This window comes from Pseudomonas sp. JV449 (genome assembly GCF_032424295.1).
GTDB classification, from domain to species: Bacteria; Pseudomonadota; Gammaproteobacteria; order Pseudomonadales; family Pseudomonadaceae; genus Aquipseudomonas; species Aquipseudomonas marginalis.
Genome location: NZ_VYKD01000025.1, coordinates 59,326 through 79,850 on the forward strand (window position 1 = coordinate 59,326; position 20,525 = coordinate 79,850).

Here is a 20,525-nt window from a genome sequence, read left to right on the forward strand (position 1 = left end):
TCAGCGCAACTTCTTGATGCGTTCGCTTGGGCTGATCACGTCGGTCAGGCGGATGCCGAACTTTTCGTTGACCACCACCACTTCGCCGTGGGCGATCAGGGTGCCGTTGACCAGCACGTCCAGCGGCTCACCGGCCAGGCGATCCAGCTCGATCACCGAGCCCTGGTTGAGTTGCAGCAGGTTGCGGATGTTGATGTCGGTACTGCCCACTTCCATGGAGATCGACACCGGGATGTCGAGGATCACGTCCAGGTTCGGCCCATCGAGGGTCACCGGGTCGTTGTTCTTCGGCACGCTGCCGAACTCTTCCATGGGCAGGCGATTACCCGCTGGTGCTGTGGCGGCATCAGCGGCCAGCAGTGCGTCGATATCATCCTGGCCAACATCGCCGGTCTCTTCCAGGGCCGCAGCCCACTCGTCAGCCAGGGCCTGGTCTTCGGCGGAAGTGTTTTCGTGTTCGGTAGCCATTACATGTCCTCGGCGGAGCAAACATTCATAAATAGGGATCAGCGACGGTTGATCGGCTCAACCACTTGCAAAGCGAGGTTGCCCTTGTGGGACCCCAGCTTGACCTTGAACGACGGCACGCCGTTGGCGCGCATGATCATTTCGTTCGGCAATTCGACCGGGATAATGTCCCCCGGCTGCATGTGCAAAATATCCCGCAGGCGCAACTGGCGCCGGGCCACGGTGGCGCTCAGCGGCACGTCGACATCCAGCAGGTCTTCGCGCAGGGCCTTGACCCAGCGTTCGTCCTGGTCGTCCAGGTCGGACTGGAAGCCGGCGTCGAGCATTTCGCGCACCGGCTCGATCATCGAGTACGGCATGGTCACGTGCAGGTCGCCGCCACCGCCATCGAGCTCGATGTGGAACGTGGACACCACAATGGCCTCGCTCGGCCCGACGATGTTGGCCATGGCCGGGTTCACTTCCGAGTTGATGTACTCGAAATTGACTTCCATGATCGCCTGCCAGGCTTCCTTCAAGTCAATGAAGGCCTGTTCCAGCACCATGCGCACCACGCGCAATTCGGTAGGGGTGAATTCACGGCCCTCGATCTTGGCGTGACGGCCGTCACCGCCGAAGAAGTTGTCCACCAGCTTGAACACCAGCTTGGCGTCGAGGATGAACAGCGCGGTACCGCGCAATGGCTTGATCTTGACCAGGTTGAGGCTGGTGGGCACGTACAGCGAGTGCACGTACTCGCCGAACTTCATCACCTGCACGCCGCCCACCGCCACGTCCGCCGAGCGGCGCAGCATGTTGAACATGCTGATCCGGGTGTAACGGGCGAAACGTTCGTTGATCATCTCAAGGGTCGGCATGCGTCCACGGACGATGCGATCCTGGCTGGTCAGGTCATAACTTTTGACGCTGCCGGGCTCGGCAGCCATTTCAGTCTGTACCAGACCGTCGTCGACGCCATGCAACAGCGCGTCGATTTCATCCTGGGACAGCAGGTCCTGCACGGCCATGGGGTGATCCTACTGCAATACGAAATTAGTGAAGAGCGCCTGCTCGATCACGACTTTGCCGAGCTCCTTCTGGGCCACTTCCTGCACGCTGGCAGTGACCTTCTGGCGCAGCATTTCCTGGCCCACCGGGGTGGCCAGGGTGTCGAAACTCTGCCCGGAAAACAGCATCACCAGGTTGTTGCGGATCACGGGCATATGCACCTTGAGGGCATCCAGGTCCGACTGGTTACGCGCCAGCAAAGTGATGCTCACCTGCAGGTAGCGTTGACGACCGTTCTGATTGAAGTTGGCGACAAAGGCCGGAAGCATCGGCTCGAAGATTGCCGGTTGCTTGGCGTTAGTGGCGGTTTCGGCGGCAGGTGCCGGCTTGCTGGCACTGCTGTGCATGATGTACCAGGTGCCGCCCACCGAGGCGCCGATGGCCAGGAGCAGGCCCACGACAATCATCAGGATAAGCTTGAGCTTGCCTTTGCCTGCGGGTGCGGGTGCTTTTGCTGCGTCGTCGCTCTTCGCCATGCCAATAATCCGTCACTATTCGGGGATTCATAGATCTACGGAAAGGCAAGAGCAAGTGTTATGCCAGAGTTGGTTGGCTGAACGCAGACGAGGGAACACCACAAATCAAGTGTGGGAGGGGGCTTGCCCGATGAGGGTGTATCAGTCAACTGATGCATGAACTGACACACCCTCATCGGGGCATAAGTATCTACACAACTTCAGTAGGATAACGCGTAGCAGCTGTCGAGCCTTGGCGAGGCTGCGTCGGCGGTGTGTCAGACGCGCCGCAAACGCAGCCTCGCCAAGGCTCGACAGCTGCTACGCAGGGGACTCGGCTCAAGATGTGTAGATACTTATGCTCATCGGGGGCAAGCCCCCCTCCCACATTTGTCCTATGCCAGACTCACATCAGGCGTAGTAATCGACGGCGCTGGAGCCGATCACCGTCGAAGTCACGGGCGCCACGGCTTCGGCCACTTCAATGTGGCTGCCGCTGTCGCCGCTGTCGCCACCCCGCCCGCTACGACTAACGCCCCCCGTCTGCGCCTGCTGTTGCTGCTGCTCCTGGCCACGGGACTGGTCGGACACGTTCACATCCACCTGCCCCATGCCCTGCTGGGCGAACATCTCGCGCAAGCGACCGGACTGGCTTTCCAGGGCTTCACGCACCACCGGGTGGGCGCTCATGAAGTTGACCTGGGCCTGCTGGTCGGCGGTCATGTTGACCTTGATGTCCAGGCGCCCGAGTTCGGCCGGTTGCAACTGGATCTCCGCCGACTTGAGGTTGGCGCTGGAGAGGTACATCACACGGTTGACGATCTCGTCGGTCCAGCCGCTCTGATGCATGGCCAGCGGCGCATTCGTCACCGGCGGCAAGGCATTCGCGGTTTTCGGCGTGGCCGCCTGGGTCAATGCGGCCAGGCGGTTGGCGAAGTCATCGACGCGGGTGTCGCTGCTGGCCTCCTTCAAGTCCTTGAGGCCGCCTTCGATCAAGCCGCTGAAGGCCTTGTCGCCGCCCTGGTCCGTACTGTCCTTGGTGGCTTGCTGGTCGACCATGGTGGCCAGGCCGGCGGCAAAGTTCTGGGCGGCGGTTGGCTGGTCCTGGGTGGTCGTCGGGGCGGTTTTGGCCGGTGCCTGGCTGCTGGCCGACACATGCCCGCCCTGCTCCATTGCCAGGCGTACGGCCGGCATGGCGTCCAGGGGATCGGCCTCAGGGTCGAAGGCCGGCGTGGCGTCCTCGGTCGCTGCGATTGGCGCCGCAACCACGGGTGCGGCCTTATCATCCTTGGCAGCGGCAACGGGTGCCGGGGTTTCCACCGGTACTGGCACCACCACCACCGGGGTGACCGTGGCAATCAATGCCGGGTCGACCACCGGGTCCACCGCAGGCTGCTGCGCCAGGGCCGGATCCACAGGTGCAGCGTCATCCTTGCTGGCAGTGTCGTCGGACGATGCCGCAGGCTTGGCAGGCAAGGTATTGCCGCTATCGGCAACCGCTGGCGTGGCGGCGGCAGGTTTGTCGTTGCCCGCCGCAGGCTTGGCGCTGGCATCGACAGGCTTGTCCCGCGTGGGCTTGGCCGAGTTGTCATCAGCCTTGACCGTGGGTTTGGAACCCTGGCTGGCGAACACCTGAGCGAAGCCAGGGCCCTTGTCCCGTGGGTCCGCAGCCACTGCCGGTGGATTGACGGCAGGCGCTTGAGGCTTGGCCGCAGGGGCAGCCTGGAGAAGCGAATTCGGGGCGACTGGCATAGGTAAAGGTCTCCACTGCATGGGGATCGGGGATGCAGTATCAGGAGGTAGAGCAAGAGTCGGGCCAGGTTTTCAAACTGATGGAATCAAATCTGGAACCGCTGCCGCTCCGACTCATACATCGGCTTCACCAAGGCAAACTCATGATCGATCTGATCCACCAGCGCCCCCAGGTCCGCCGCGGCCTCGACCGACTCCGCCTCCAAGCGCTGGCACAGGTACGCCAACCGCACTGCGCCGAGGTTGCCACTGCTGCCCTTGAAGCTATGGGCGATACGCCCCAGTGCCTTGGCGTCGTCCCGTGCCTTGCGCAACGCTTCGACGCGTTTTTGGGAATCATCGAGGAAGGTATCGAGCAGCTTGGGGTACTCGCCTTCCATGACCTCCTGCAAACCCGACAACACGTCCGGGTCCATATGAATCTCAGCCACTTGCTCGCTCCTTGATCAAGAATCGGCGGATTATGCCAGAGCCCCCCAGCAAAACTCTACGCAGACACTGCGCCCGCCGTCGGACCAGCGCACCTCGCTGCTGAGTTGACGCACCAGGCTCAGGCCCCGACCGGACAGGCAATCAATGTCCAGCGGCCGGGCCAGCACCTGCTCCACGTCGAACCCTGGCCCACTGTCTTCAACGCGCAGGGTCATCTTGCCGCCCGCCTCGGTGGGCACCACCTGCACATGCACGCGCACATAACCACTGTTCAGCTGCGCCAGGCGGTCATTGCGCTGGCGATAATACTCGGCAAAGCCCCGGGCATCGCGCTTGAGCCGCGAGTCCAGGCCCAGCACGCCATGTTCCAGCGCATTGGAATACAACTCGGCCATGACGCTGTAGAGCGCCCCGCTCTGCTCGCGCAGCCCCTGGATCTCCAGCAGCAGTTGCAGTAGGTAGGGCAAGGGGTTGTAACGCTTGAGGGTTTCGGCACGAAATTCGAAACTCACCGACCAATCCAGCGGGCACGACTGGCCGCTGTCGGCATACAACGGCCCGGTGGCCCGCAGCGGCTGCCCGGGACGCAGTGTGATTTCCACCATGCTCACATCATCCCGCGTCACACCGCGAAAGGCCGCCAGGGCCTGCTCGATGTCGTCGAAGAGCCGGTCGGGCTCACGGTTGGCGGCAAAGACCTGCTGCAAGCGCTCGACGCCAAACAGCTGGTCGTTGGCGTCGGCGGTGTCCAGCACGCCATCGGAGAGCAGGAACACGCGGTCACCCAGCGCCATGGGCCAGACCTCGGTGCGATCATCAAATGCCTCAGCCGACAGCACCCCCAACGGCAAATGCCGCGACTGCAGCGGCGCGCGCTTGCCGCTGGCGACTTCATGCACATAGCCTTCGGGCATGCCGCCGTTCCACACCTCCACCACCCGTCGCTGCGTGCTCAGGCACAGCAGGGTGGCGCAGCAGAACATATCCACCGGCAGGATGCGCTTGAGCTTGGCATTCATCTCCCGCAGGATCTGCGCCAGGCCGTAGCCCTTGGCAGTCATGCCGTAGAACACCTCCGCCAGGGGCATGGCGCCCACCGCCGCCGGCAGGCCATGGCCGGTGAAATCGCCGAGCAGCACGTGCATGTCGCCCGACGGCGTATATGCCGCCAGCAGCAGGTCGCCGTTGAACAGCGCATAAGGCGATTGCAGGTAGCGGATATTCGGCGCCGCGTTGATGCAGCCGGAATGGGCGACTTTATCGAACACCGCCTTGGCCACCCGCTGCTCACGCAACAGGTACTCATGATGCCTGGCGATCTGGTCACGCTGCTGCAGCATCGTCGCCTGCAGCCGGCGCAGGCGGTCCATGGCGTTGATCTTGGCCGCCAGGATCAGCTGGTTGTAGGGCTTGGGCAGGAAATCATCGCCGCCGGCATCCAGGCACTCGGCCAGGGCGGCACTTTCGCGCAGGGACGTGAGGAAGATGATCGGCACCAGCTCCTCCCCCGCCAACTGCTTGATCCACCGCGCGGCGGCCAGGCCATCCATCACGGGCATGATCGCGTCCATCAACACCAGTTGCGGACGCTCGCGCGCGAACAGTTCAACGGCCTCCTCGCCATTGGTTGCAGTGAGCACCTGGTGCCCCTGGCGTCGCACAATGGTCGACAGCAACAGCAGGTCGGCGGCACTGTCTTCGGCGATCAGGATCGTCAGCGGCTCAACCGCGGGGGCCAGGGCGCTCAATTGATGTCGAACAATTTGTCGAAGTTGGAGATGGCGAGGATCTTGCGCACATCGGAGTTGGTGTTGATCACCTGGACCTCCGACTCCTCGCCGCCGGCATGGTCCCTCAACAGCAGGAGCATGCCCAGGGCCGAACTGTCCATATAAGTGGTTTCCTTCAGATCGACCACATACGACTCAGGCACCTTGTAGAAACGCTCGTAAGCCTCACGAAACGCCTGGTGGCTGCTGAAATCGAACCGACCCTTGATTGCGATCGTCAACTTCTTCCCGTCCAGGGATACTTCTGACTCGATTGACATGCGACTGCTTCCTTGTCATAGGCATAGACACAAGGTGTAGCAGGCGAATGGGATACCAGCAACACGACAGACCAAATGTGGCAGGCGGGCAACCGTCAGTATTGTGATTGGCGCGGCAGGCGCTGGGACAATTCGTCGAGCAATTTCTGCTCGCGCTTGTCTTCCAATGCCCGCGCTTCGTCGATGTAGCGCTGCACCAGTTTGCGCAGGCCCTCGACGCGGGCGAAGGCTTGCTGCCAGCTCTCGCGGGCCTTGTCGAGGTTGTTCTGGTGCCAGGCCAGGCTTTGGCGCTGCTGGCCGACGGCCGTCTCGAGCTGATTGAGAAAGCCCTGGTAACCCATCAGCCATTGCCCCGACACACCTTGCGTGCCGCGTTCGATCCATTGCTGCTGGTACTCGCCACGAAAGCGCTCCAGGTCGCCCAGCTTGCTTTCCGCCAAACGCACCTGGCCCTGGAAATACCCCAGGCGCTGGACCGCGGTTTTCTCGGCTTTTTCGGCCATGTCGACCACCGGGGCCAGGCGCGCAGCGCGGCTGTTGGCCATGGCTTAGCCGCCCGGCGCAGGGGCGAAGATCGAACCCAGGTGCGCTTCGCTTTCACCCATGCTGATCTTGTCGTTGAGGCCCTGGCGCAAGTAAGTCACCAACTGCGGTTGCAGGGCGATCGCCAGGTCGGTGTCGCGGTCGCCGCCGGCCACATAGGCGCCGACGCTGATCAAGTCGCGGCTCTGTTGATAACGCGACCACAGCTGCTTGAACTGCTGCGCGCGGGCCATATGCTCCGGCGTGACCACTGCCGGCATGACCCGGCTGATGGACGCTTCGATGTCGATGGCCGGGTAGTGCCCCTCCTCGGCCAGACGCCGCGACAGCACGATGTGGCCGTCGAGCACGCCCCGCGCCGAGTCGGCGATGGGATCCTGCTGGTCATCGCCTTCGGACAATACGGTGTAGAACGCGGTGATCGAGCCGCCACCGGCCTCGGCATTACCGGCGCGCTCCACCAGCTTGGGCAGCTTGGCGAACACCGACGGCGGGTAGCCCTTGGTGGCCGGGGGCTCGCCGATGGCCAGGGCGATTTCCCGCTGGGCTTGGGCGAAACGGGTGAGCGAGTCCATCAGCAACAGGACGTTCTTGCCCTTGTCGCGAAAATATTCGGCAATGCGCGTGCAGTACATGGCCGCGCGCAGACGCATCAACGGTGCATCGTCCGCTGGGGATGCGACCACCACCGAACGCTTGAGGCCTTCTTCGCCGAGGCTGTGTTCGATGAACTCCTTCACCTCGCGGCCCCGCTCGCCGATCAGGCCCACCACGATGATGTCGGCCTCGGTAAAGCGCGTCATCATGCCGAGCAACACCGACTTACCCACACCCGTACCCGCGAACAGGCCCAGACGCTGGCCACGGCCGACCGTCAATAAACCGTTGATGCTGCGAATCCCCACGTCCAGCGGCACGCTGATGGGGTTGCGGTTGAGCGGGTTGATGGTGGGGCCGTCCATCGGCACCCAGTCTTCGGCTTTCATGCCGCCCTTGCCGTCCAGTGCGCGACCGGCGCCGTCCAGCACCCGGCCGAGCATGCTCATGCCCATGGGCAGGCGGCCGGTGTCGGCCAGGGGCACCACGCGGGCGCCGGGGGCGATGCCGGCCAGGCTGCCGACGGGCATGAGGAAAATCTTGTTGCCGGAAAAACCCATCACTTCGGCTTCGACCTGCACCGGATGGTAGCTGTCGTCGTTGATCACCATGCAACGGCTGCCCATGGCGGCGCGCAGGCCCTCGGCTTCGAGGGTCAGGCCGACCATGCGCAACAGACGCCCTTCGAGGATTGGCTGGCCGGGCAATTCGGTGGCCTCGGCATAGCCGCCCAGGCGCTTGGCGAAGCTGGTGCGATCAAGGCGCATCGGGGGCGTCCAGGTCCACGCTCAGGTCCGGCTCGGCCGGGTTCAGCGCCTGCTCGTGTTGTTGATCAAGCAGCTTGGCCATGATCTGGCTGATGCGGGTTTCCACCGTGGCATCGATGCGGCTGTGCTCGGTCTCGACCCGGCAACCGCCGGGCTGCAGCGCCGCATCTTCGACGATGCGCCAGGTTTCTTCATGGCGCTCGCGCATCGCTTTGACCTGTTCGAAGTCCTGCGGGTTGATGTACAGCCGCACATTGCCGACGCCCAGGGGCAGCAACTTGAGGGCTTCGCGCATCACGCTTTCGATCTGGCTGGAATCCAGCACCAGTTCGCGCTGAATCACCTGGCGGGCGATGTGCTGTACCAGGCCGACCATGGCTTTTTCGATTTGCGAATCCTGCTCGGCGATGGGCGCGAACAGGTTGCCCATCAGGCGCTCCAGGCTGGCCAGCTTGACGCTCAGCGCCGCCTCGGCTTCCTGGCGCACCTTGAGGGTGGTGCTGCGAAAACCGTCTTTCTCGCCAGCGGCAAAGCCTTCGTTGTAGGCCTCCTGACGGATGCTTTCCAACTCTTCCAGGGTCAGTGGCTGGACTTCCTCCAGCGGCACTTCTTCCATTTCCACCGGCGGCTCTTCGACCGGTTCCGGCTCGGGCTCGGGCACATGCGGATCGAAGCTGGGCAACGACCAGATGTCGAACCCACCGACGTCCCGTGCGCGAATCAGATCGCTGGGCGCCTCATCTTTGTTCGACATGGGGAGCGCCTTAGATCATTTCTTCGCCGCCCTTCCCACCGAGAACGATTTCTCCGGCTTCGGCCATACGGCGGGCAATGGTGAGGATTTCTTTCTGGGCGGTTTCCACGTCGCTGACGCGCACCGGCCCCTTGGCTTCCAGGTCGTCGCGCAACAGCTCGGAGGCACGCTTCGACATGTTCTTGAAGATCTTCTCCTTGACGCCTTCGTCCGAGCCCTTGAGGGCCAGTACCAGCACGTCGGAGGACACTTCGCGCAGCAACGCCTGGATGCCACGGTCGTCGACATCGGAGAGGTTGTTGAATACGAACATGAGGTCTTCGATCTGGCCGGACAGGGTGTCGTCGATCTCGCGGATCGAGTCCATCAACTGGCCTTCGACCGAGCTGTCGAGGAAGTTCATGATGTCGGCCGCGCGCTTGATACCACCCAAGGTGGTCCGCGAGGCGTTCGAGTTGCCCGAGAACTGTTTCTCGAGAATCGTGTTGAGTTCCTTCAGGGCCGCCGGCTGCACGGTGTTCAGCGACGACACGCGCAGGATGATGTCCAGGCGCACCTTATGGTCGAAGTGGCCAAGCACTTCACCGGCCTGGTCCGGGTCGAGGTAGGCCACCACGATTGCCTGGATCTGCGGGTGCTCGTAGCGGATCACGTCGGCGACCGCGCGCGGCTCCATCCACTTGAGGCTGTCCAGGCCACTGGTGTTGCCGCCCAGCAGGATGCGGTCGATCAGGCCGTTGGCCTTGTCTTCGCCCAGGGCCGAGGTGAGCATCTTGCGGATGTAGCTGTCGGAGCCGACGCCCAGGCTGGTCTGGTCGCCGACGATCTCGACGAACTCGCTCATCACCTGTTCGACTTGCTCGCGGTGCACATTGCGCATTTGCGCCATGGCCACGCCCACCCGCTGGACCTCTTTGGGGCCCATGTGGCGCAGCACTTGGGCGGCGTCGGTTTCCCCCAGGGACAGCAGCAGGACTGCGGCTTTGTCGACCCGGGAGAGCTTGGCAACAGCGGCTCGATCACTCATCTGCGTTAATCCACTCTTTCACGACCTGGGCCACACGGCCCGGGTCTTCTGCTACCAGACTTTTGATTGCGTTCAACTGAGCGTCATAGCCTTCGCTCGGGCTCGGCAACAGAATGCTTTGCGGGCCGCCGAGGCTGACGCGGTCGTTGGCCAGTTCGCCGTCCAGGCCGCCCATGCCACCCAATTCGACATCGCTGCCACCGAAGGCCGCCAGTTGTTTCTTGCCGTTGCCGGTGATGTTGTTGAGCACCGGGCGCAGCACACCGAACACCAGCACCAGGATGAACAACACACCCAGCACTTGCTTGACGATGTCCCAGAACCACGGCTGGGTGTAGAACGCCGCTTCGGCGATCACTTCGCCACGCTCGGCGGAGAACGGCATGTTGATTACGCTGACGCTGTCACCCCGACTGGCGTCAAAACCAACGGCGTCCTGCACCAGGCGTGTGAAGCGCGCCAATTCGTCGGCGCTCCACGGTGCACGTGTTACGGCACCGTCAGCGGCGTTGACCTTGACCTGGTCATCCACCACCACCGACACCGACAGGCGATTGACGCGACCCTGCTGCTGCTTGGTGTGGCTGATGGAACGGTCGAGTTCGAAGTTCTTGGTGGACTGGTTACGCTTGTCCGCCGGGTACGGCGCGAGCATCGGCTGGCCGGTGGCCGGGTCCATGATCTGCTGGCCGTTGGCATCCAACAGTGGCTGGCCAGGCTGGATCGCGCCAGCGGTGGCTGCGGCGCCACCGGTGGTTTGCGGCGCCGAGGCCGGGGCCGGCGGCTGGTTGCTCAGGGCACCCGGCACACCTTGCGGGCCATTGCTGGCGGTACGTTGTTCGCTGGTCGATTGCTCACTGCGCAGGGCCGGCTGGTCCGGGTTGAACTGCTCGGAGGTCGACTCGACGGCGCTGAAGTCCACGTCGGCAGACACTTCCGCCTTGTAGCGGTCATTGCCCAGCACCGGTTGCAGGATGTTGTGCACACGCTGGGTGAGCATGCTTTCCATGCGGCGGCTGTAGTCGAACTGCTTGCCGGCCTGGGTCAGCGCGGAGTTTTCGGCCATGTCGGACAGCAGGTTGCCCTTCTGGTCGACCACGGTGATCTGCGACTTGCTCAGTTCGGGAACGCTGGTGGCCACCAGGTTGATGATCGCCAGGACCTGGCCAGGCTCCAGGGAGCGGCCGGAAAACAGTTCGACCAGGACCGAAGCACTTGGCTTGCGCTCATCGCGCACAAACACCGAGCTTTTCGGGATCGCCAGGTGCACGCGGGCACCCTTGACGTTGTTCAGGCTGGAAATGGTGCGCGCCAGCTCGCCTTCAAGGCCACGACGGTAGCGGGTGGCTTCCATGAACTGGCTGGTCCCCAGGCCCTGGTCCTTGTCGAGGATCTCGAAACCGATATTGCTGTCGGACGGGGTCACGCCGGCGGCGGCCAGCTTCATGCGCGCACGGGCCACATCGTCGGCCTTGACCAACAAGGCGCCGGAGTTGGGCTCCACGGTGTAGGCGATGTCGGCGGCGGCGAGGGTTTCCATGATCTGCTTGGAATCCATGCCCGCCAGGCTGCCGTACAACGGCCGGTAATCGGGTTGCTGCGACCACAGCACTACGGCAAAACCAATCGCCACGCTGGCAGCCAGGCCGACCATCAGGCCCACCTGACGCAGCATGGTCATTTCCGAGAGGTTTTCCAGGAACGACAGGCCAAACAGCGGCGGCTTGCCGTCTGTCTTGGCGGGTACGTTGTCGGAGACTGCTTCTGCCATGACTTAAATCTCGCCCTTAAACCGGCATCTGCATGATGTCTTGATAGGCCTGAACCAGCTTGTTACGCACTTGGGTCAGGGCCTGGAAGGAGACGCTGGCCTTTTGCGAGGCGACCATCACATCGGTGAGGTCCACGCCGCTTTTGCCGATTTCGAACGCAGTGGCCAACTGGCTGGAAGCTTGCTGGGTGTCACTGACTTTGTTGATGGCCTGGCCGAGCATGTCGGCGAAGCTGCTTTGGCCCAATTCCGGCGCTGGCGCGACGGATTTCGGTTGAGCCATGGCATCCATCTGCATGGCGCGCATGTCCAACATCAACCGATTGAACTCAATACCCTGGCTCATGACCTTCTCTCTCCAACCTGCAATTTTTTGACACTACGCAGCGATTACTAGGGGAGGTAGCAACAAGGGTGCCAGATCCGCATCAACTCGTAAGAAAAGGCGACAAACCTTGTCGACCTTCTTACCGGTTACGTGGCGAATAGATACGCTTCCACATCCATTCCGGCGTCACGCATCTGCGCCAGCTTGTAGCGCAGGGTGCGCGGGCTGATGCCCAGGCGCTCCGCGGCCTCTTTGCGTCGGCCGCGCTCGGCGCGCAGGGTGTCGATGATCATCTGGAATTCGCGGCGACGCAGGTCGTCGCCCAGGGCACCGGCAGACTCAGCCTCTGCAACCACCGGCGCAGGCGCCAACGAGGGCAATGGCGCCGCACCACTGCCCATGGCCAGGCAGAAATCCTGGGGCTGGATCAAGCCGCCTTGCTGCAGGATCAGGGCGCGCTGGATGGCGTTATCTAATTCCCGCACGTTGCCGGGCCATGGATAACTCACCAGGCAGGCCTGGGCTTGCGCCGACAGCCGCGCCTGGGCGTGCTTCATTTTTTTGACGTGGTTGTTCAGCAGGCGCTCGGCCAGCGGAATGATATCTGCCGGGCGTTCACGCAGCGGGCGCCAGGCCAGGGGGAACACCGAAAGCCGATAGAACAGGTCTTCCCGGAAGCGCCCCGCCGCCACTTCGCCGGCGAGGTCCCGGTTGGTGGTGGCGACCACACGGATGTCCAACTGGATCGGCTTGCGCGCGCCAACCCGCTCCACTTCCCGCTCTTGCAGCACCCGCAGCAACTTGGCTTGCAGGCCCAGGGGCATTTCCGAGATTTCATCCAGCAAAATGGTGCCGCCATCGGCCTGTTCGAACTTGCCCGCCTGGGCCGCGATGGCACCGGTGAACGAACCTTTCTCATGACCGAACAGGGTGGCCTCAAGCATGTTGTCGGGGATCGCCGCGCAGTTGATGGCGATAAACGGTTGCTGGGCGCGGGTCGACTGCTGGTGGATATAACGCGCCAGCACCTCTTTACCGGTGCCGGACTCGCCGGAGATCAGCACGGTGGAATCACTGCGCGCCACACGGGCCGCCAACTCAAGCAATTGTGCACTGGCCGGTTCGAAGGCGATCGGGCCCTCGCCTTCGTTGGCCGGGATCACCCCCAGGGCGTGGCGCGCCACCAGTTCGATCAGGGCTTTAGGCTCGAAGGGCTTGACCAGGTAATCCGCAGCGCCCTGGCGCATCGCGTCCACGGCACGCTCCACCGCACCATGGGCGGTCATCAGCAGCACCGGCAGTTGCGGCTGACGCGCACGCAAGAGACCGAGCAACTGATGGCCGTCCATGCCGGGCATGTTCACGTCGCTGACCACCAGGCTGAAGGCTTCCTGCTCCACCGCGTCCAAGGCGTCCTCGGCAGAACCGACCGCCCGATAGTCATGGCCCGCCAACAACAGCGTGTCAGCCAATGCTTCACGCAGGGCGCGATCGTCTTCCACCAACAAAACCTTGATAGCCATATCCTTACTCCGCGCTTGCCGCGCATGAAAACAGCGGCAAGGTCATCAATGCACAGGTGCCACGCCCAACGCGGGAATGCAGCTGCAATTCTCCCTGATGGGCACGCGCCACCGCCTTGACCACGGTCAGGCCCAGGCCGGTACCGTTGGTCTTGGTGGTGAAAAAGGGTTCACCCAGGCGCTTGAGCACCACCGGGTCGATACCGCTGCCGCTGTCGCTGATGCACAGGCGCAGGGTTTGCTCGCGGTTGTACAGGTGCACCTTGAGCCGCGCGCCGGGGCCGCTGGCCTGGGTGGCGTTTTCGATCAGGTTGAGCAGCGAGCCCACCAGGGTGTCGCGGTTGCAGAGCAGCTCGCCGAGGTGACTGTCGCACTGCCAACGCACGTGCACGTCCTGGATATGGGCAGCGGCCGCCGCTTGCAGGGCCTGCATCAACTGGGCCGGCGTCACGCGGTCGGTCAGCGGCAATTCGCCGCGGGCAAACACCAGCATGTCGCGGACCTGGTGCTCCAACTCATGCAGACGCTCCTTCAGGCGCCCGGCAAAGCGCTGGTGCGTGGCGGCGGGCAATTGCTCATCAGTCAAATGACTGGCGTAGATCAACGCGGCCGACAACGGCGTACGGATCTGATGCGCCAACGAAGCGACCATCCGCCCCAACGAGGACAAACGCTCATGGCGCGCCAACTGGTCTTGCAGATGACGGGTTTCAGTCAGGTCGTTAAGCAGCACCAACTGGCCCGGCTCCGCATCCAGGGAACGGGTGGCGATGGACAGGCGGCGCCCGTCCTTCAGGGAGATTTCGTGGCCATCGTCCTCACGCGGCGCAAAGCAGCGGGTGATGACATGGCGCCACAGCTCGCCTTCCAGCGGCAGGCCGAGCATGTCGCAGGCCGCCGGGTTGGCTTCACGCACGCGGCCTTCTTCATCGATGACGATCACGCCACCGGGCAACAGCGACAACAGGTTTTGCAAACGGTTGGCCAGGCGCTCTTTTTCGGCCAACTCTTCCATGCGCTGGGCGCTAACTACCGCCAGTTCGCCTTTCAGCTCGGAGACCCGGGCTTCCAGCAGGCTGTAGGAGTCGGTCAGCTGGCTCGACATCTGGCTGAACTGCGAGAACGCCTGCTCAAGACCCTGGCGGGTCGGCGGCTCGACAGGCGGAACCAGCCCCTGGATGGCAGGGGCCGAAGATAGTTGGGCGGCGTGGGGCATGATGCTCTCTCGCTTGGCTGACCGTCAGTTAAACGGAACGTTGCGAGGGCTGTAGCAATAGTTGTGCCGAAAAAAAACCGCTGAAATATCAGCGGCTTGGAAAACAGGCGTCAATCATCTGCCTGTTCATCACCTTCTTTGCGGCTCATTCCGTACTTGCGCATCTTCTCCACCAGGGTGGTTCGACGGATGCGCAGGCGCTCGGCGGCACGGGCGACGATGCCGTTCGCGTCGTCCAGGGCCTGCTGGATCAGCCCCTGCTCGAGGTTACCGAGGTAGTCTTTCAAGTCCAGGCCTTCAGGCGGCAGCATGGCGGTGGAGCCGAAGTCCGGGGTGTGGCCGTTGATGGCAACCCGTTCTTCCATGTCGCTGCGCAGGCTGTCGACCAGTTGCTCGTCTTCGTCGTCGACGTAGCGGAACTTCTTCGGCAACTCGACCACGCCGATCACACCGTAGGGATGCATGATCGCCATGCGCTCCACCAGGTTGGCCAGTTCACGGACGTTGCCCGGCCAGCCGTGGCGGCACAGGGACATGATCGCGGCCGAGTTGAAGCGGATCGAACCGCGCTTTTCGTGCTCCATGCGCGAGATCAGTTCGTTCATCAGCAACGGGATGTCCTCCACGCGCTCACGCAGCGGGGCCATCTCGATCGGGAATACGTTGAGGCGGTAGTACAGGTCTTCGCGGAAGCTGCCGACCTCGATCATGCTTTCGAGGTTCTTGTGGGTCGCGGCGATGATGCGCACGTCGACGCTCTGGGTCTTGTTGCTGCCCACGCGCTCGAAGGTGCGCTCCTGCAAGACGCGCAGCAGCTTGACCTGCATCGGCAGCGGCATGTCGCCGATTTCGTCGAGGAACAGGGTGCCGCCGTTGGCCAGCTCGAAACGCCCGGCACGGCTGGTGATCGCCCCGGTAAAGGCGCCCTTCTCGTGACCGAATAGTTCGCTTTCAAGCAGCTCTGCCGGGATCGCTCCGCAGTTGACCGGCACAAAAGGCCCGTCGCGGCGCTTGGAGTGATAGTGCAGGTTGCGCGCGACCACTTCCTTGCCGGTGCCCGACTCGCCGAGGATCAGCACGCTGGCGTCGGTATCGGCCACCTGCTGCATCATCTGGCGCACGTGCTGGATGGCGCGGCTGGTGCCGACGAGGCTGCGGAACAGGTTGGGCTCGCGGTGGCGACCGCGCTCGCGGGCCTGGTCGTACATCTCGCGATAGACCTGGGCACGGTGCAGGGAATCGAGCAATTTGCTGTAGCTGGGCGGCATTTCCAGGGTGGAAAGCACACGACGGCGCTGGTCTTCGGGCAGGTCGACAGAAGAAATATCGCCTATTAGCAACACCGGAAGGAACTCATCCCAGGTTGACAGTGTCTTTAACAAGCCCAAAACAGCGCCAGGAGCGTTTACCGTCCCGATCAGCACACAAATGACTTCACGGCTCGATGACAATGAGCTGACTACCTGCTGCCAGTCATGGCTGCCGCAGGGCAGATTTTCTTCGCCAAGAAAATTCAAAATCACCGCTAAATCGCGGCGGCGGACGCTATCGTCATCGATCAGCAGAATTTTGGTTTCACGCCACATGCAATAGCAACTTCCCTAGTAAAACGCTCTGCCCAGTGTAAGGGCAATCGAGACGGCCGTAAGACTTCTTACTTTATAGACGTCTGAAATCTGAAAACAGCACTAGTTAAGTCAAAAAAGCTGGCACGGTCAAATTTATGACGCGCCGTTCGGATTAACTGCGTCTGTTCAGCCGAACAAATGGTAAACCTTTGACGCGTTCTTCGCTTGGTTGATCTGCGACATCTCTTCGAAAATCGCCTGGCGCTCGCCAGTCGTCACCTCGAGCAACTGCTGGTACACCGCCAACAGGCTCTCAAGCTTCTCACGCAACGCATCCTCGTCCACCGGCGCCTCACTGAGCACCTGCTCGATCACGTCGCGACAACCCATGTCCAGTTCGCCAATGGCGTCCCAGTTACGGTCCGCCAGCGCGCCCATCAGCGCTTCACGGGTTTCATCAATGCGTTGCAGTGCATGGCTCATGACAGGTTCCTCAAGGCCGCAGGCCTTATTCTGCTGCGCCTTGTGGCGCGCCGATGGCATCCCAGCCTTCTTTAACGGTAATCATCAAACGGGCGACTTCGTCGATCATGTCGGCGTCGTTGTGCAGGTTCGCCTCCATCAGACGGTTGGTCATGTACGCGTACAGGCTTTCCAGTTGCTGGACGTAGGCCGGGTTATCGCTTTTTTCCGCATCCAGACCATCACGCAGGCCGATCACAATGTCGATGGCCTTGCCGAGCATCAAGCCCTTCTGGGCAATGTCACCGCGTGCCAATGCGCCCTTGGCCTGAGCCATACGGTCCAGGCCGCCTTCCATCAGCATCTGCACCAGACGATGCGGGCTGGCTTCGGAGATCTGAGCATGGGAATTGACCTTCTGGTATTGGCGAAGGGCTCTCATGGGATTCATGTTTCTACCTCGTGACAGGCGACAGCGAAAAGGATTTCAGTGACTAGTATGTCGACTGGGTTACCCATTACTTTAATTCGACGACTGTTAAATAAAACCAGTGCTCAAGGCATTGGTTTTTTGCATGCCTGGCAAGCGCCCTATTATAAGTACGCAACCTCGTCCGCTGCCGCGAACCTGCTCGACTGCTGTTGGTACGCTTCCTGCTTCGCCCTCCAGCGATAGCAAAAACGATATTTCATTGACAGTCGTGGGTACCATGAAAAACATCATCAAGTTGTTAGTACCAGAGATGCCGAAAGTCGAGCAAATTCTCCCGTACTGGCAACAAATCGATGAGAACCGGTGGTATACCAACTTCGGCCCACTGGTCACCGAGCTTGAAGGTCGATTATCGCGCTCATTCAGCCGGGAGCCAGCGCAGGTACATGTTGTATCCATGGCCAATGGCACCTGTGCGCTGCAAATAGCCCTGGAAGCATTAAAATTACGTAAGGGGGGTCGTGTACTCGTCCCTGGATTGACCTTCGTAGCCACGGCGACCGCCATCATCCGGGCCGGGCTCACCCCTCTGATCAGTGACGTAAACCTTGACAATTGGCTGCTTACGCCGGCTATCGCACGGAATGTCCTGGCTGAAACGCCCTATGACGCAGTAATGCCGGTGGCCACTTACGGTTGTCCTCAAGATGTCGCAGGCTGGGACCTATTCAGTGCCGAAACCGGCATTCCGGTGGTCGTGGATGCCGCAGGTGCCTGGGGCAACCAACAGATAGGCCTGACGACAAAAGTCGCTTTCAGCCTCCACGCGACCAAGTCTCTGGGCGGCGGAGAAGGTGGGTTCGTGGCGTCGCGACACCACGCCTACGCCCAAAGCATGCGAGCATTGAGCAACTTCGGTATCGACGCCCACAGTGGCGGCCTGGTCTTCGAGGCAGGTGAGAACGGGAAAATGAGCGAATACCACGCCGCGGTTGCATTGGCCGCGTTGGACAATTGGCCAAGCGTCTCTGAGACACGGCGCAGCCTGCATCAACGTTACGCCGCACAGCTACTGAAAAAAATTCCCTCACTCAAACTTCAGGTCAAACCCATGGATGGCCTATACAGCTTGATGCTGGTACTCCTGCCGCCAGGATTTCGTGGTGTGGATATTCAACTGCGCCTGCTTGGCAAAGATATCGAAACACGCCGCTGGTATTGCCCTCCGCTGCACAGCCATCCGGCGTTCCAGGCATGCACGGCAGGCCCGCTACCCATGGTTGAGCTGCTGGCGGAGCGCTTGCTGGGCTTACCCTTCCATCTTTCATTGACAGACGCAAACATCCAAAGAGTTATCGACTGCCTGGCAGAGTTGCTAGCTGCACAGCCGGCGGCGCAATGACTCCGATGTCGGGCGACAAGCCTTTGGTTGTCATATTCACCGGCGCCAACGAGCGTGCGGTCGGGGCTTTTTGCCGCTCCCTGCAACGCGATCATATCGACTTCGTGTTGATCACGCGCAACGCGCAGGATCTGTTGTACCGCACCCGCCTGCAACGTCACCTGTTTGCTCAGCGTACGCTTGACGCCTTGGACGAAAACGAATTCAAGCGCTTGCTGCTCGACGTCAAAGCCCATTACCCCAAGCGTGCTTTGACCTTGGCGCCCAGCGCCGAGTCGATAAATCGCTTGTTACTCGGCATGCAGGACTGGATGGAGCGCGAAGGTATCCAAGGCATCACCGTCAGCCCGGCGATTTACCGGTTATTTTCCGACAAGGAAAAGCTCCTTGCAGCAGCGGTGACAGTCGGCCTGGAAATACCGGCAGCGGTGGAGCAACTATCAGAAAGCCAAATACCTTTTGTACTCAAGCCCAGAGTCGAAAGCGGCGCCCACGGGCAACGCATTTACCCGCTACTGGTACGCAATGTCGCCGAATATTCCGAACATGCCGTCAGCTATGACGCGAAGCGTTATTTGATTCAGCGCTACATAGACGGGCAGAGTTTTTACTACGTCTATTTCCGCAACGATGCGGGTGTTGTCGCGCTGTTTCAACGCAACATCGTCCAGCAGGCGGCAGGCAAGTCGATGGTCGCCGCCGAACTGGTGAGATGCCCGGATGCAGATACGGACCAGCGCCTGCGGGTACTACTCGAACAGCATGAATATTGCGGTTTCATCATGTTCGAGGTGATGGAGAGCGCTGGCCGGCATTTCCTTATCGAAGCCAATCCGCGCCTTTGGGGGCCGATGCAACTGGCTTTGGAGAATGGCTTCCGCGCCAGCTGGCTGGTTCAAGCCCGTCACACCCCGCCACAGATGACCACGCCGCTACGCTTTCTCGGTCTTTGGCGACGGGACAAATACCTCTGGCTCGGCGGCTTTGTAGGACAGTCACGCAGTGATATGCGTTTTTTTGTCGGCTCTCAGCGTTGGCTGTGGAAGGCCTGCTGTTGGTTACCGCGCTATGACATTTGGTTCTCCACCGACAGCCTTCGGCTGTTTTTCTTCGAGCTCTTTCGTTCAGGCAAACGCCAATGACCAAAGAACAATTACTGGCGCTATACATGCACTCTGGCAAACACGCCAGCTATCAACCGCTGCCTGAGTTTGTGGTCGAGCAGTTGGGTGTCGACGTTCCTGTGAACCCGCGCTGGCGCGCCGACCATGGACGCCTTGATTACCTCAAAGCACATTTTGATTTCAGTGGGCAGCGGCTGCTGGATGTCGGTGCCAATACCGGATTGTTTACCACTACCCTCGCCCACGCGTACCCCACAAGCCATTGCGTTGCTTGGGAACTGGACGAGAGCAGCGCCGACTTCATCCGCGCTCTAGCCACTGAATTCAATCTGGCAAATGTTGAGGTGGTGCAGCAGCCGCTTGACTATCAGATCGCCCAGGCCATGCCGGAGCATTTTGACACCCTATTGCTGTTCAACGTACTGCACCACGCCGGAGTCGATTTCGACGCCGCATTGGTACCCGATAAACAAGCGCTGCAAGACTATATCCAGGGTTTCCTGAAGGGGCTTCGTCCAGCAGCCGATTGTCTCCTCTACCAGATGGGGTTCAATTGGGGCGGTGATACCGCCCAACCCGTGGCAGGCCGCAATGCGTTGGTCGAAAAGCTTGCTTATATCGAGGCGGCGCTGGCCGGGACCGGATGGAGGATTGAACACGTCGGCCTGGTACTGGATCCGCAGACCCGGAAAATCGAACTGTTCGATTCGGCCGGCGCCCTTGCCCATGCTGACCTATGCGATCGCCTGGGCCGCGAAGGCGGCCTCAGCGAGTTCTACCTTCGCCCCTTATTTAAATTGGTGTGA

21 protein-coding genes are annotated in these 20,525 nt (G+C 61.5%); 3 read left to right on the forward strand and 18 right to left on the reverse strand.

Annotated elements, in window-relative coordinates:
• From fliN to fliS, 18 genes are all read right to left on the reverse strand, one after another.
• The gene (fliN, locus tag F6S08_RS22260) at positions 1–468 is read right to left on the reverse strand and encodes a flagellar motor switch protein FliN (protein WP_027603860.1); all 468 of its coding nucleotides are present in this window, start codon (positions 466–468) and stop codon (positions 1–3) included.
• Positions 469–506: 38 nt separating this feature from the next.
• Positions 507–1,475, reverse strand: a complete 969-nt coding sequence (gene fliM, locus F6S08_RS22265; protein WP_065924963.1) for a flagellar motor switch protein FliM — start codon at positions 1,473–1,475, stop codon at positions 507–509.
• 9 nt (positions 1,476–1,484) lie between these two features.
• Positions 1,485–1,991: a flagellar basal body-associated protein FliL gene (fliL, locus tag F6S08_RS22270; RefSeq protein WP_065924962.1), complete on the reverse strand. Its 507-nt coding sequence runs from the start codon at positions 1,989–1,991 to the stop codon at positions 1,485–1,487.
• 390 nt (positions 1,992–2,381) lie between these two features.
• Positions 2,382–3,722 (reverse strand): flagellar hook-length control protein FliK, encoded by a 1,341-nt coding sequence (locus F6S08_RS22275; protein WP_315872356.1) that lies wholly within the window; start codon positions 3,720–3,722, stop codon positions 2,382–2,384.
• A gap of 86 nt (positions 3,723–3,808) precedes the next feature.
• Positions 3,809–4,153 carry an Hpt domain-containing protein gene (locus tag F6S08_RS22280; protein WP_065924960.1) on the reverse strand — a complete coding sequence of 115 codons (345 nt, stop codon included), beginning with the start codon at positions 4,151–4,153 and terminating at the stop codon, positions 3,809–3,811.
• A 30-nt stretch (positions 4,154–4,183) separates the two neighbouring features.
• Positions 4,184–5,902: a fused response regulator/phosphatase gene (locus F6S08_RS22285; RefSeq protein ID WP_065946826.1), complete on the reverse strand. Its 1,719-nt coding sequence runs from the start codon at positions 5,900–5,902 to the stop codon at positions 4,184–4,186.
• On the reverse strand, positions 5,899–6,204 hold the full coding sequence (locus tag F6S08_RS22290; protein ID WP_027603854.1) for an STAS domain-containing protein: 306 nt from the start codon (positions 6,202–6,204) through the stop codon (positions 5,899–5,901). Before F6S08_RS22290 ends, F6S08_RS22285 begins: the two co-directional genes overlap by 4 nt.
• 95 nt (positions 6,205–6,299) lie before the next feature.
• Positions 6,300–6,749 (reverse strand): flagellar export protein FliJ, encoded by a 450-nt coding sequence (gene fliJ, locus F6S08_RS22295; RefSeq protein ID WP_027603853.1) that lies wholly within the window; start codon positions 6,747–6,749, stop codon positions 6,300–6,302.
• A gap of 3 nt (positions 6,750–6,752) precedes the next feature.
• Positions 6,753–8,111 carry a flagellar protein export ATPase FliI gene (fliI, locus tag F6S08_RS22300; RefSeq protein WP_027603852.1) on the reverse strand — a complete coding sequence of 453 codons (1,359 nt, stop codon included), beginning with the start codon at positions 8,109–8,111 and terminating at the stop codon, positions 6,753–6,755.
• The gene (gene fliH, locus F6S08_RS22305) at positions 8,101–8,865 is read right to left on the reverse strand and encodes a flagellar assembly protein FliH (RefSeq protein ID WP_065946827.1); all 765 of its coding nucleotides are present in this window, start codon (positions 8,863–8,865) and stop codon (positions 8,101–8,103) included. The genes fliI and fliH overlap by 11 nt, the downstream gene beginning before the upstream one ends.
• Positions 8,866–8,875: 10 nt before the next feature.
• Positions 8,876–9,892 carry a flagellar motor switch protein FliG gene (gene fliG / locus F6S08_RS22310; protein WP_017527617.1) on the reverse strand — a complete coding sequence of 339 codons (1,017 nt, stop codon included), beginning with the start codon at positions 9,890–9,892 and terminating at the stop codon, positions 8,876–8,878.
• Entirely contained in the window at positions 9,885–11,663 is a 1,779-nt protein-coding gene (gene fliF, locus F6S08_RS22315; protein ID WP_065924957.1) for a flagellar basal-body MS-ring/collar protein FliF, read from the reverse strand. Before fliF ends, fliG begins: the two co-directional genes overlap by 8 nt.
• A gap of 16 nt (positions 11,664–11,679) precedes the next feature.
• Positions 11,680–12,009: a flagellar hook-basal body complex protein FliE gene (gene fliE / locus F6S08_RS22320; protein ID WP_005790083.1), complete on the reverse strand. Its 330-nt coding sequence runs from the start codon at positions 12,007–12,009 to the stop codon at positions 11,680–11,682.
• A gap of 128 nt (positions 12,010–12,137) precedes the next feature.
• Positions 12,138–13,514 carry a sigma-54-dependent transcriptional regulator gene (locus F6S08_RS22325; RefSeq protein ID WP_065924956.1) on the reverse strand — a complete coding sequence of 459 codons (1,377 nt, stop codon included), beginning with the start codon at positions 13,512–13,514 and terminating at the stop codon, positions 12,138–12,140.
• Positions 13,515–13,518: 4 nt separating this feature from the next.
• The gene (locus tag F6S08_RS22330; protein ID WP_065924955.1) at positions 13,519–14,730 is read right to left on the reverse strand and encodes a sensor histidine kinase; all 1,212 of its coding nucleotides are present in this window, start codon (positions 14,728–14,730) and stop codon (positions 13,519–13,521) included.
• A gap of 110 nt (positions 14,731–14,840) precedes the next feature.
• The gene (locus tag F6S08_RS22335) at positions 14,841–16,316 is read right to left on the reverse strand and encodes a sigma-54 dependent transcriptional regulator (protein WP_027603847.1); all 1,476 of its coding nucleotides are present in this window, start codon (positions 16,314–16,316) and stop codon (positions 14,841–14,843) included.
• A 168-nt stretch (positions 16,317–16,484) separates the two neighbouring features.
• Positions 16,485–16,781, reverse strand: a complete 297-nt coding sequence (locus F6S08_RS22340; protein WP_033901076.1) for a flagellar protein FliT — start codon at positions 16,779–16,781, stop codon at positions 16,485–16,487.
• Positions 16,782–16,806: 25 nt separating this feature from the next.
• Complete coding sequence (gene fliS, locus F6S08_RS22345; protein WP_248077923.1) at positions 16,807–17,211, reverse strand: flagellar export chaperone FliS; 405 nt, start codon at positions 17,209–17,211, stop codon at positions 16,807–16,809.
• 259 nt (positions 17,212–17,470) lie between these two features.
• On the opposite strand from fliS, the gene F6S08_RS22350 reads away from it, so the two are divergent.
• Genes F6S08_RS22350 through F6S08_RS22360 form a run of 3 tightly spaced genes read left to right on the forward strand, consistent with a single transcriptional unit; the run spans position 17,471 to position 20,525 of the window.
• Positions 17,471–18,595: a DegT/DnrJ/EryC1/StrS family aminotransferase gene (locus tag F6S08_RS22350; RefSeq protein ID WP_248077925.1), complete on the forward strand. Its 1,125-nt coding sequence runs from the start codon at positions 17,471–17,473 to the stop codon at positions 18,593–18,595.
• Entirely contained in the window at positions 18,592–19,737 is a 1,146-nt protein-coding gene (locus tag F6S08_RS22355) for a hypothetical protein (protein ID WP_248077927.1), read from the forward strand. The genes F6S08_RS22350 and F6S08_RS22355 overlap by 4 nt, the downstream gene beginning before the upstream one ends.
• Positions 19,734–20,525 (forward strand): class I SAM-dependent methyltransferase, encoded by a 792-nt coding sequence (locus tag F6S08_RS22360; RefSeq protein ID WP_248077929.1) that lies wholly within the window; start codon positions 19,734–19,736, stop codon positions 20,523–20,525. Before F6S08_RS22355 ends, F6S08_RS22360 begins: the two co-directional genes overlap by 4 nt.